This window comes from Streptomyces mangrovisoli (assembly GCF_000974985.2).
In the GTDB taxonomy this organism is placed as follows: domain Bacteria; phylum Actinomycetota; class Actinomycetes; order Streptomycetales; family Streptomycetaceae; genus Streptomyces; species Streptomyces mangrovisoli.
Map to the genome: position 1 here is coordinate 1 of NZ_LAVA02000028.1, position 12,165 is coordinate 12,165.

Sequence of the window (12,165 nt, forward strand, 5' to 3'; positions counted from 1 at the left end):
CGCCGTCAACAAGATGGACCTCGTCGACTACGACGAGGCGCGATTCGACCATGTGGTGCGCGACTTCGCGGCGTTCGCGGCCGAGACCGGGCTCGACGGCTTCACGCCGATCCCGGTCAGCGCGCTCGCCGGTGACAACGTCGTCACGCGCTCGGCGCGCATGGGCTGGTACAAGGGCCCCGCGCTGCTGGAGTTCCTGGAGGAGGTCCCGGTCGGCGCCGACCCGTCCGACGCGCCCGCCCGCTTCCCCGTCCAGTACGTCATCCGGCACGGTGAGATCCGCTCCTACGCGGGCCAGTTGGTGTCCGGATCGCTGCGGGTGGGCGACCGGGTCACGGTGCATCCGTCCGGCGAGACCTCCGAGATCACCGGGATCGACCTGCTGGGCCGGGAGGTCGCGGCGGCCGGCGCGCCGCAGTCGATCGGGCTGCGCCTCGCGGACCAGCGCGACATCGCGCGCGGCGACATGATCACGGCGGGCGTGGACGTGCCCGACCTCACCAAGGACGTGCGGGCCGCCGTCTGCCACCTCGCCGACCGGCCGCTCAGGGTCGGCGACCGGGTCCTGCTGAAGCACACCACCCGGACGGTGAAGGCGATCGTCAAGGACCTCGACGGCAGGCCCGAGTTGAGCGTGAACGACCTCGGCCGCGTCACCCTGCGCACCGCCGAGCCGCTCGCGCTCGACGACTACCGAACCTCCCGGCGCACCGGCGCGTTCATCATCGTCGACCCGGCGGACGGCGCGACCCTGACGGCGGGCATGGTCGACAGCGACCGGTGAGGCGGGCGCGGACCCGGCCCCTCCGGGCACTACGGCCGGATCGGGCACTACGGCTGGATCAGGCACTACGGCCGGATCGGGCGCCGCGGCCGGTTCGAGTGCTCCGGGCACTCCGGCCCCTCGGACCGCTCCGGCCGCCCGGGGGGCCGTCCGGCCCCGTCAGGCCGCCGGGGGGTCAGCCGCCCAGGGTGAGCCGGGGACGGGGGGCGTCGGTGCGGCCGGTCTGCGGGCGCCTGCTGCCCGCGCGGTAGGGGGCGGGCCAGACCGCTCCCTCCCCCGCGTAGCCCTGCTCGGCGGCCGCGTGCAGGGTCCACTGGGGGTCGTACAGATGTGGGCGGGCCAGCGCGCACAGGTCCGTACGACCCGCCAGGATCAGCGAGTTGACGTCGTCCCAGGACGAGATCGCGCCGACCGCGACCACCGGGATCCCCACCTCGTGCCGGATCCGGTCGGCGAACGGCGTCTGGTACGACCGCCCGAACTCCGGCCGCTCCTCGGCCACCACCTGCCCGGTCGACACGTCGATCGCGTCGGCGCCGTGCGCGGCGAAGGCGCGGGCGATCGCCACGGCGTCCTCGGCGGTCGTCCCGCCCTCGGCCCAGTCGGTGGCCGAGATCCGCACGGTCATCGGCCGCTCCTCCGGCCACACCCCGCGTACGGCGTCGAAGACCTCGAGCGGGAAGCGCAGCCGCTTCTCCAGCGAGCCGCCGTAGGCGTCGGTGCGCCGGTTGGTCAGCGGGGAGAGGAAGCCGGAGAGCAGATAGCCGTGCGCGCAGTGCAGTTCGAGCAGGTCGAAGCCGGCCCGCGCGGCGCGCCAGGCGGCGGCGGTGAACTGTTCGCGGATGTCGGTGAGTTGGGCCCGGGACAGCTCGCGCGGGGTCTGGCTGCCGGGCCGGTAGGGCAGCGGGGAGGCGGCGACCAGGGGCCAGTTGCCGGCGGGCAGCGGCTCGTCCATGCCCTCCCACATCAGCCGGGTCGAGCCCTTGCGGCCGCTGTGCCCGAGCTGCACGCCGATCGCGCTGCCGGGCGCCTGGGCGTGCACGAAGTCGGTGATCCGCTTCCACGCCTCGCCCTGGCGGCCGGTGTACAGGCCCGCGCAGCCGGGGGTGATCCGCCCCTCGGCGCTGACGCACACCATCTCGGTCATGACCAGGCCGGCCCCGCCGAGGGCGCGGGCGCCCAGGTGCACGAGGTGGAAGTCGCCGGGGACGCCCTCGGTGGCGGAGTACAGGTCCATGGGCGAGACGACGACCCGGTTGCGCAGGGTCAGTCCGCGCAGCCGGAACGGGGTGAACATCGGGGGCGTGCCGGGCGGGCAGCCGAACTCGCGCTCCACGGCCGCGGTGAACCGGGGGTCGCGCAGCCGGAGGTTGTCGTGGGTGACCCGGCGGCTGCGGGTGAGCAGGTTGAAGGCGAACTGGCGCGGCGACTGCCCGAGATGGAGGGCGATGTCCTCGAACCACTCCAGGCTGGCCCGCGCGGCGCGCTGGGTGGAGGCGACGACCGGCCTGCGCTCCTGCTCGTAGGCGGCCGTCGCGGCCGCGAGGCCGGGCTGTTCGCGCAGGCAGGCGGTGAGCGCCAGGGCGTCCTCGACGGCGAGCTTGGTGCCGGAGCCGATGGAGAAGTGGGCCGTGTGCGCCGCGTCGCCCAGCAGGACGACATTGCCGTGCGACCAGCGCTCGTTGACGACGGTGCGGAAGGTCGTCCACGCGGAGTGGTTGGACTTCAGCGGGCGACCGCCGAGCACGTCGGCGAAGATCTTCGCGCAGCGCGCGACGGACTCCTCCTCGCCCAGTTCGTCGAACCCTGCGGCGTGCCAGACCTCTTCGCGCATCTCCACGATCACGGTGGAGGCGTCGGCCGAGAAGGGGTAGCCGTGCAGCTGCATCACGCCGTGCTCGGCCTCCGCGATCTCGAAGCGGAAGGCGTCGAAGGCGAAGTCGGCGGCGAGCCAGATGTAGCGGCAGCGGTGGGAGGTCACCCGCGGCCGGAAGACGTCGGCGTACGCCTCGCGGACCGCGCTGTTCACGCCGTCGGCGGCCACGACGAGGTCGTAGGCCTCGGCGAGGACGTCGGGCGGGGGCGCCGGGGTGCGGAAGCGCAGGTCCACGCCGAGAGAACGGCAGCGGTCGTGGAGGATCTGGAGCAGGCGCTTGCGGCCGAGCGCGGCGAAACCGTGGCCGCCGGAGGTGTGGCGGGAGCCGCGGTGCCCGATGTCGATGTCGTCCCAGCGCACGAAGTGCCGCTGGAGGGCCGCGTGGACGACGGGGTCGGCGTGCTCGATGCCGCCGAGGGTCTCGTCGGACAGGACGACGCCGAACCCGAAGGTGTCGTCGGGGGCGTTGCGCTCCCAGACGGTGATCTCGCGGGCCGGGTCGACGCGCTTGAGCAGGGCCGCCGCGTAGAGGCCGCCGGGGCCGCCGCCGACCACCGCGACCCGGCGGGTCTCGTCCCCGGAGTGGCGGGTCTCGTCCCCGGAGTGACGGATCTCGTCCCCGGAGTGACGGGGCGCGTCGGCCGGACCGGTCATCGTCATCGCCCCCGCCACTTCGGGGGGCGCTTCTCGGTGAACGCCGCGTGGAACTCGGCGTAGTCCTCGCCGTGCATGAGCAGCGCCTGGGTGGCGGCGTCCATCTCGACTGCCGCCGCGAGCGGCATGTCCAGCTCGGCGGTGAGCAGCGCCTTGGTCTGCGCGTGCGCGAGGGCCGGTCCGTCGGCCAGCCGGCGGGCCAGCGCGCGGGCGGCCTCGTCCACGTGGCCCTCCTCGGTGAGCTCGCTGATCAGGCCGATGCGTTCGGCCTCCGCCGCGCGGACCGGCTCCCCCAGCATCAGCAGCCGGGTGGCGTGGCCGAGACCGACGACCCGGGGCAGCAGGTAGGCGGCGCCCATGTCGCCGCCGGAGAGCCCGACGCGGGTGAAGAGGAAGGCGAACCGGGCGGACGGGTCGGCGACGCGGAAGTCCGCGGCGAGCGCGAGGACCGCCCCGGCGCCCGCCGCCACCCCGTGCACGGCGGCGATCACCGGGAACGGGCACTCGCGTACGGCGCGCACGACCTGGCCGGTCATCCGGTTGAAGTCGAGCAGCCGGGCGGTGTCCATGCCGAGGGTGGCGCCGATGATCTCGTCCACGTCACCGCCGGAGCAGAAGCCGCGGCCCTCGCCGGCCAGCACCAGCGCGCGCACGGACCGCTCGCGGGACAGCTCGGCGAGCAGGTCGCGCAGGTCGGCGTAGGCGCCGAAGGTGAGCGCGTTGAGCTTGTCGGGGCGGGCGAGGGTGACGGTCGCGACCCCGTCCGCGACGGTGACGCGCAGATGCCGCCACTCGGGTGTGCGGGCCGCGGAGCCGGTGAAACCGGCCGAGCCCGTGGGATCAGTGGAACCAGTGGGATCGGTGGAGCCGGCGGGACCGGTGGATCCGGTGAACTCGGTCATGACGTGCGGCCTCCTCGGGCGGTGGCGCGGACACATGACGAAGTTATCACCTATCTGTGACCGTCGTCATGATGGCGACATAGACACGCCTCGACCGTCCCTTTGTCACCGCTCGTCAATAGGGCGGTAACAAAGCGCGGAGGCGTGCAGGGACGGGCGCCGCAGTGGGTAGGCCGCCTGTAGCGGGGCCGTGGGCCCCGCGCGACGCCCGCCGGGCACGCCCGTCGCGTGCGTCGTACCATTCCTGAAGTTGAAAGCAGGACCGCCTGATGTCCACACCAGGAACCTGCGTCATGAACGGACTCACCGTGCACGATCGCCCCTCGTCGTCCGCCTCCTGGCGTATCGCGCTGCCGCACACCGCCGCGGCCGTGCCGGTGGCGCGTGCGCTGGTGCGCACCGCGATGACGGAGCTGGAGCACGGAGCCGACTGCGACACCGCGGAGCTGCTGACCGCGGAGCTGGTCGCGAACGCCGTCGAGCACACGACGGGGGACGACCCGATAGAGCTGGTCGTGGAGCTGGTGCCGTCCGGCTGCACGGTCGAGGTGCACGACCCCGACCCGCAGCCGCCGGGCGACCTGACCCGCCCGGCCGTGCGCGAGCCCGACCCGTGGCTGGAGCACGGGCGGGGGCTGCTGCTGATCCGCTCCCTCAGCTCGTCCTGCGGGCACCGCCCCACCCCGTCGGGCAAGGCGGTGTGGTTCAGGCTCCCTGTCGTGCCGGCTCAGTGGCGCCCGGCGTGACCTCGACCCCCGCGAGGACCGTCGCCCCGGCGCCCGGAAGAGCCGTGACCTCGGCGTCCTCCGCGACCGGCACGGCCTGCACGGCGCCCGCGACCAGCGTGGAGTGCCGGCGCCCGTAGCCGGCGTAGACGAGCAGTCCGACGGCCAGGAAGACGGCGAACTGGAGCCAGGTCGTCACGCCCGTCTCGTACATCAGGTACAGGCAGAAACCGATACCGAGCAGCGGCATGACCGGGTAGAGCGGCACCCGGAAGCTGCGGGTGAGGCCCGGCTCGCTGCGGCGCAGCGCGATCACCGCGATGTTGACCACGGCCATGATCGCGAGCGTGCCGATGGTGCACAGGCCGACCACCGCGTCGAGGGACGAGAAGGCGCCCGGGACGGCGAAGACCGCCGCGACGATCAGGGTGCCGGCCACCGGGGTGGAGGTGCGCCGGTCGACCTTCGCGAAGACCGGCGGGACCAGGCCGTCGCGGGACATCGACAGCAGGATGCGGGTCTGGCCGTACATCACGGCGAGCACGACCGAGGCGATCGCGACGACCGCGCCGAAGGCGATGATCCCGCCGCCGACGGTGGAGCCGGTGACCTCGTTGACGACGTACGACAGGGCGGCCGGACGGCTGCCGACCTGGTGGCCGCCGACGGCGCCGATCGCGGCGAGCGCGACGGCGCAGTACAGCAGGGTGACCACGCCCATGCAGACCAGGATGGCGACGGGGATGTCCTTGCGGGGGTTCTTCGCCTCCTCGCCGGCCGTGGTGATCGCGTCGAAGCCGATGTAGGAGAAGAACGCGGCCGTGGTGCCCGCGCCGACGCCGCCGAGTCCGGCCGGGGAGAACGGGGTGAGGTTGCCGTCCTTGAAGGCGCTGTAGCCGACCGCGCAGAACGCGGCGAGGATGGCGAGCTTCAGCAGCGCCATCGCGGCCGTGGCCCGCGCGCTCTCGCGCACGCCGCGCACCAGGAGCACGGCGGCCATCGCGATGACGATCACCGCGGGCAGATTCACGATTCCGCCGTCGCCGGGTCCGGCCGACAGGGCCGCCGGGAGCGTGAGGCCGGTCAGGCTGTGCAGCAGTTCGTTGACGTACTGGCTCCAGCCGACCGCGACCGCCGAGATCGAGATGCCGTACTCCAGCAGCAGGCACCAGCCGACCAGGAACGCGGTGGTCTCGCCGAGACCGGCGTAGGCGAAGGAGTACGACGAGCCGGAGACCGGGATGGCGCCGCCCAGCTCCGCGAAGGAGAAGGCGGTGAACACGCAGGTGATCGCGGCGAGCAGGAAGGACACCACGACCGCGGGTCCGGCCTGGGCGACCGAGTCGGAGAGGCCGACGAAGATGCCGGTGCCGACGATCGCGCCGACGCCGAAGCAGATCAGCTGGAAGCGGCCCATCGTGCGCTTGAGGCCGTGGCCGGTGCCGGCCTGGGCGACCAGGAGGGCGGGGGACTTGATGCGGGACATGCGGATGACGCTCGTTCTCCGGTGGGGCGGATGCGACGGGGTGGGTCGCGCGGCGGCCGCGGAAGGGGTGGTTCCCGGCCGCCGAACAGGATAGGGGCAGATCAGACAGAAGAGGACAGCAGCCGCTCAGGCCAGGGTGGCGACCAGGATCGCCTTGATGGTGTGCAGCCGGTTCTCCGCCTCGTCGAAGACGACCGAGTGGGCGGACTCGAACACCTCGTCGGTCACCTCCAGGGAGGTCAGGCCGTGGCGCTCGAAGATGTCCTGGCCGACCGCGGTGCCGAGGTCGTGGAAGGCGGGCAGGCAGTGCAGGAACTTCACGTCGGGGTTGCCGGTGGCGCGCAGCACGTCCATCGTCACCGCGTACGGCGCGAGGGCCGTGATCCGCTCGTCCCAGACCTCCTTGGGCTCACCCATGGAGACCCAGACGTCGGTGGCGACGAAGTCGGCGCCGAGCACGCCCTCCGCCACGGTCTCGGTGAGCGTGATCCGGGCACCGCTCGCGGCGGCCAGCTCGTGGGCGCGGTCGACGACCTGCCGGTCGGGCCAGTAGCTCTTCGGCGCGACGATCCGCACGTCCATGCCGAGCAGGGCGCCGGTGATCAGGTAGGAGTTGCCCATGTTGAAGCGGGCGTCGCCGAGGTAGGCGAACGCGATCCCGCCGAGCGGCTTCGTGGAGTGCTCGGTCATGGTGAGCACGTCGGCGAGCATCTGGGTGGGGTGCCAGTCGTCGGTGAGCCCGTTGTAGACCGGGACGCCGGCGTACTCGGCGAGCGCCTCGACCTTCTGCTGGCTGTCGCCGCGGTACTGGATCGCGTCGTACATCCGGCCGAGGACGCGCGCGGTGTCCTTCACCGACTCCTTGTGGCCGATCTGCGAGCCGGAAGGGTCGAGGTAGGTGGTCGAGGCGCCCTGGTCGGCGGCGGCGACCTCGAACGCGCAGCGGGTGCGCGTCGAGGTCTTCTCGAAGATCAGCGCGATGTTCCGGCCCTGGAGTCGGCGGGTCTCGGTCCCGGCCTTCTTGGCGGCCTTCAGCTCGGCGGCCAGCTCGACCAGGCCGCGGAACTCGGCCTCGGTGAAGTCCAGCTCCTTGAGGAAGTGGCGGCCGGCGAGGGCGGTCGGGGCTGTCGCCATGAGGGGCGCTCCAGAGATACGGGGGTACAGGAACAGGTGACCCTGGAAGTGTATACGAGATTCTGAATTTCTATACGGCCACACGCTTGCCGTACGGCCGCGCGTTCGACCGCCCGGCTCGCGAGGCCTGCCCGATCGCGGGTCCCGCGCTCCCTATACGGCCGCCCGTTCGACCGGGCAGCTCATGCAGCGCGGGCCGCCGCGGCCCCGGCCCAGTTCGCTGCCCGGGATCTCGATGACCTCGACGCCCTGCTTGCGCAGATGGGTGTTGGTGGTGACGTTGCGCTCGTAGGCGACGACCACGCCCGGCTCGACGGCGAGCACGTTGCAGCCGTCGTCCCACTGCTCGCGCTCGGCGGCGTGCACGTCCTGGGTCGCGGTCAGCACCCGGATCTCACTGAGGCCGAGGGCGGCGGCGATCGCCCGGTGCATGTGCTCCGGCGGATGGTCGGTGACCTTCAGCTCCTTGTCCTGGGCGCCCGGCTCGATGGTGTACGAGCGGAGCATCCCGAGGCCCGCGTACTGGGTGAAGACGTCGGCGTCGACCATCGTCATCACCGTGTCGAGGTGCATCAGCGCCCGCTTCTTCGGCAGGTCGAGCGCGACGATGGTCCGCGCGGAGCCGGCCGCGAACAGCTTGTGGGCGAGCATCTCCACCGCCTGCGGGGTGGTGCGCTCGCTCATGCCGATGAGGACGGCGCCGTTGCCGATGACCAGCACGTCGCCGCCCTCGATGGTGGACGGGTAGTCGGCCTGCCCCTCGGACCACACCTGGAAGGTCTCGTCCCGGAACAGCGGATGGTGCCGGTAGATCGCCTCGAAGTGCACGGTCTCGCGCTGCCGGGCGGGCCAGCGCATGGCGTTGATGGAGACGCCGTCGTAGATCCACGCCGAGGTGTCCCGGGTGAAGAGGTGGTTGGGCAGCGGCCGCAGCAGGAAGTCGTCGAGGTCCATGACGTGGAACCGCACGGAGGTCGGCTCCGCGTGCGCCTCCAGGAACTCCCGCTTGGTCATCCCACCGACCAGCGCCTCGGCGAGATCGCGCGCGGGCAGCTTCTCGAAGGCGGCGCGCAGATGGTCGGTGGCGAGCGGGCCGTACTCCTTCTCGTCGAAGACCCGGTCCAGGACGAGGGCGCGCGCCTCGGGGATCGCGAGGGACTCGGTGAGCAGGTCGCCGAAGAGGTGGACGGTGACCCCGCGGTCGCGCAGCACGTCCGCGAAGCCGTCGTGCTCGGCGCGGGCCCGCCGCACCCAGAGCACGTCGTCGAAGAGCAGGGCGTCCTTGTTGCTGGGGGTGAGCCTTTTGAGCTCGAGATCGGGCCGGTGCAGGATGACGCGGCGCAGCCGCCCGGCCTCGGAGTCGACATGGAATCCCATGCCTCCATCCTGACCATCGGGGCCCGCCTTCACCCTCCTCTTGAGCGGTTCCGCGCGTTTTCGAGCGTTTGTGCCGGGCCTCACCGCCGGAAGCGACCGGAACGACCGGTTCTCGTCCTCTTGACGACAAGCGGTCCGTGTTGTTATCGTCGTAATGACGAAAATACGGGAGGGGAACCATGGCCGACATCACCCGGCGCTTCGGCTGGCGCCATCTGCGCGGGGCGCCGACCGCGCACATCAGACACCACCGCGCGGGCGAGCTCGCGCACGACGGACCGGGGCTGAGCTTCTGGTTCCGCGCACTGACCGCCGCGCTGTCGGAGGTCCCGGTCGACGACCGCGAACTGGCCATGACCTTCCACGCCCGTACGGCGGACTTCCAGGACGTGACCGTGCAGGCGACCGTCACCTACCGGATCAGCGACCCGGCGACCGCCGCCGCCCGCCTGGACTTCTCCATCTCCCCGGACACCGGGGTCTGGCGCGGCGCCCCGCTGGAGCAACTGGGCACCCTGCTCACCGAGACGGCCCAGCAGCACGCGCTCGACGTGCTCGCCCGTACGCCGCTGTCGGACGCGCTGGTCGACGGGGTGGCCGCGGTCCGCGAGCGGGTCGCGGCGGGCCTCGGCGCCGAGCCGCGGCTGCCCGCCACCGGGATCGAGGTGGTCGCCGTCCGCGTGGTGGCGCTGCGCCCCGAGCCCGAGGTGGAGCGCGCGCTGCGCACGCCGGCCCGCGAGCAGATCCAGCAGGAGGCCGACCGGGCGACCTACGAGCGGCGCGCGGTGGCCGTCGAGCGGGAGCGCGCGATCGCCGAGAACGAGCTGGCCAGCCAGATCGAACTCGCCCGCCGCGAAGAGCAGTTGGTCGAGCAGCGCGGCACCAACGCGCGTCGCGAGGCCGAGGAGCACGCGGCGGCGGACGCGGTGCGCGCGGGAGCGGAGGCGGCCCGCACGGTCAAGCTGGCCGAGGCGGAGGCCACGCGGTCGGTCAAGCTCGCCGAGGCGGAGGCCACCCGGTCGGTCAAGCTGGCCGAGGCCGAGGCGGCCCGGTCGGTGAAGCTCGCGCGGGCCGAGGCCGAGGGGGCGCGCGAGGTCGGCGAGGCGCGGGCCGCGGCGCAGGCCGCCTGGCTGCGGGTGCACGGCGAGGTCGACGTGGCGACGCTGCACGCGCTCACCGGGACCCGGCTCGCGGAGAACCTGCCGCACATCGAGAGTGTGACGATCTCGCCGGACGTGCTGACCGGGCTGCTCGCGCGGCTCGGCGGCGGGGAGCGCGAGTGAGCCTCGCCCCGCGCGTGGTGATCGTCCACCGCACCACGGAGTACGAGGAGCTGGTGGCCCACCACGGCACGCACGGGCAGGCCGCCTTCTTCCTCGCCTCCCGCGGCCGGGACATCGAGGAGGTCGCCGCCCGGCACCGGCGGACCCGGCAGGCGCTCGCCGACGTGGCCGGGGCGGTGCCGCTGACCTGGCGCCAGGCCCGGGTCGAACGGGCCGACCTGGACCGCTTCCTGTTCGCGCCGGAGGACGTGGTGGTCGTCGTCGGCCAGGACGGGCTGGTGGCCAACGTCGCCAAGTACCTGGCGGGGCAGCCCGTCGTGGGCATCGACTCCGACCCGGGGCGCAACCCCGGTGTGCTGGTACGGCACCGGGCCGGGGACGCGGCGGCGCTGCTGCCGTCGGCCCTCGCCCGGTCCACCGGCGCGCAGGAGCTGACCATGGTCGAGGCGGTCGCCGACGACACCCAGCGGCTGGTGGCCCTGAACGAGATCTACCTCGGCGCGCCGGGCCACCAGACCGCCCGGTACCGCCTGGGCCTCGACGGCGACGGGGGTGCCGTCGAGGCCCAGGCCTCCTCCGGGGTGCTGGTGGGCACCGGCACCGGCGCGACCGGCTGGATCCGCTCGGTGTGGCAGGAGCGGGGCGCCTCGGGGCTGCGGCTGCCGTCCCCCACGGAGGAACGGCTGCTGTGGTTCGTGCGGGAGGCCTGGCCCTCCCCCGCCACCGGCACCTCGCTGGTCGCGGGCGAACTCGCCCGCGCCACCCGGCTCGCCCTCACCGTCGAGTCGGAACGGCTGATCGCCTTCGGGGACGGGATGGAGGGCGACGCGGTGGAACTGACCTGGGGCCAGACGGTCCGCGTGGGGGTGTGCGAGCAGCGGCTGCGGCTGGTGGGGTGAGGGGCGCGACCCCTTCCCGGCGGGAGGGCACGGGCCCCTCCGTGGGGTGACGGGCGCGACCCCCTCCCGGCGGGAGGGCGCGGGCCCCTCCTGGACGGGATCTCAGCAGTACGGCGGCTGGTTCGTCAGGGACGCCGCGACCCGCATCCACACCCCGAACTGCCGGTACAGCAGCGGGAGTTCGCCCTCCGCGCGGACCGTGCGGCTGTCCGGGGCGGTGACGCCGGGGATGCCGAGCAGGGTCGCCGGGACGGACGCCGACTGCCAGCGGACCTCCAGGACGGCCGGCTCCTCGCGGACCGGCGGGCGGGCCGGGGCGGGCGTGAGGGCGGCGGTGACCGCGTCCTCGATCGCCCGCCGCGCGTCGTCCTCGGGGCGCAGCTCCGCCGCGAACCGGCCGTGCGCGTACTTGACCGCGACCGCCGTGATCGAGGCGTCCCACTCGGTGGCCTCGGTGCAGGCCGTGTCGTCGCCGGTGAGCGCCACCACGGGCACGCCGAGCGCGGCCGCGGTGGCCTGTGCGAGGCCGATCTCGCCGACCGGGCGGCCGTCCAGCCAGATGTCCTCGATCTCGTGGCCCATGAAGCTGTGGCTGAGCACGCCGAGGGCGCCGGCCCGGGAGTGGTAGCCGACGCAGATCACGGCGTCGTGCTCCGGCGCGAGCCCTTCGAGCATCCCCATCTGCTTGGGCTTGCCCCGCACCAGCCGGGCCGCCGGGTGCAGCGCCTCGGGGAGCAGGTTGCGCATCGGGCCGTGGGCGTCGTTGACGAGGACGTCGACCGCGCCGGCGGCGACCGCTCCGCGCACGGCCGCGTTGACGTCCTCGGCCATCATCCGGCGCCCGCGCTCGTAGTCGCGCCCGTCGGGCTGGACGTCGTCGCGGTCGACGAGGCCGGTGACGCCCTCCATGTCGGCGCTGATGTAGATCCGCACGGCACGCACTCCTCGGACTCGATCATGTGACGGCCGTCCGCAGCGTACGCCCGGGGCAGCCCTGGCCGGTGCCCCGGCCAGGGCGCAGCCGCCGCCCGCGCCGGCCCACCCC

General features: G+C 73.3%; 10 protein-coding genes. 4 read left to right on the forward strand and 6 right to left on the reverse strand.

Going from position 1 to position 12,165, the window contains the following annotated elements:
• Positions 1-784: elongation factor 1-alpha C-terminal domain-related protein (locus tag WN71_RS13580; protein WP_420856497.1), on the forward strand; the 784-nt coding region annotated here is incomplete at its 5' end.
• Between the two features lie 175 nt (positions 785-959).
• Here WN71_RS13580 and WN71_RS13585 read toward each other — a convergent pair.
• Together WN71_RS13585 and WN71_RS13590 are read right to left on the reverse strand one after the other, a co-directional pair.
• The gene (locus WN71_RS13585; protein WP_240529647.1) at positions 960-3,320 is read right to left on the reverse strand and encodes a bifunctional salicylyl-CoA 5-hydroxylase/oxidoreductase; all 2,361 of its coding nucleotides are present in this window, start codon (positions 3,318-3,320) and stop codon (positions 960-962) included.
• On the reverse strand, positions 3,317-4,216 hold the full coding sequence (locus tag WN71_RS13590; RefSeq protein ID WP_079177844.1) for an enoyl-CoA hydratase family protein: 900 nt from the start codon (positions 4,214-4,216) through the stop codon (positions 3,317-3,319). The genes WN71_RS13585 and WN71_RS13590 overlap by 4 nt, the downstream gene beginning before the upstream one ends.
• Positions 4,217-4,509: 293 nt before the next feature.
• Here WN71_RS13590 and WN71_RS13595 point away from each other — a divergent pair, with 293 nt between their 5' ends.
• A complete protein-coding gene (locus WN71_RS13595; protein WP_046589238.1) occupies positions 4,510-4,962 on the forward strand; it encodes an ATP-binding protein in 453 nt (150 codons plus the stop codon).
• Here the strand turns inward: WN71_RS13595 and WN71_RS13600 are convergent.
• From WN71_RS13600 to WN71_RS13610, 3 genes are all read right to left on the reverse strand, one after another.
• Positions 4,922-6,427, reverse strand: a complete 1,506-nt coding sequence (locus tag WN71_RS13600) for an amino acid permease (protein ID WP_079177845.1) — start codon at positions 6,425-6,427, stop codon at positions 4,922-4,924. The two genes, WN71_RS13595 and WN71_RS13600, sit on opposite strands and share 41 nt — an antisense overlap.
• Before the next feature lie 126 nt (positions 6,428-6,553).
• Positions 6,554-7,561 (reverse strand): ornithine carbamoyltransferase, encoded by a 1,008-nt coding sequence (gene argF, locus WN71_RS13605; RefSeq protein ID WP_046589239.1) that lies wholly within the window; start codon positions 7,559-7,561, stop codon positions 6,554-6,556.
• A gap of 153 nt (positions 7,562-7,714) precedes the next feature.
• The gene (locus tag WN71_RS13610) at positions 7,715-8,938 is read right to left on the reverse strand and encodes an arginine deiminase (protein WP_046589241.1); all 1,224 of its coding nucleotides are present in this window, start codon (positions 8,936-8,938) and stop codon (positions 7,715-7,717) included.
• 179 nt (positions 8,939-9,117) lie between these two features.
• Between WN71_RS13610 and WN71_RS13615 the strand changes: the two genes are divergently transcribed.
• Positions 9,118-10,221 (forward strand): SPFH domain-containing protein, encoded by a 1,104-nt coding sequence (locus tag WN71_RS13615; RefSeq protein ID WP_046589243.1) that lies wholly within the window; start codon positions 9,118-9,120, stop codon positions 10,219-10,221.
• Entirely contained in the window at positions 10,218-11,120 is a 903-nt protein-coding gene (locus tag WN71_RS13620) for an NAD(+)/NADH kinase (RefSeq protein ID WP_046589246.1), read from the forward strand. Before WN71_RS13615 ends, WN71_RS13620 begins: the two co-directional genes overlap by 4 nt.
• 102 nt (positions 11,121-11,222) lie before the next feature.
• Here WN71_RS13620 and WN71_RS13625 read toward each other — a convergent pair whose 3' ends face one another.
• Positions 11,223-12,053, reverse strand: a complete 831-nt coding sequence (locus WN71_RS13625) for a M55 family metallopeptidase (RefSeq protein WP_046589247.1) — start codon at positions 12,051-12,053, stop codon at positions 11,223-11,225.
• Positions 12,054-12,165 lie beyond the last annotated feature (112 nt).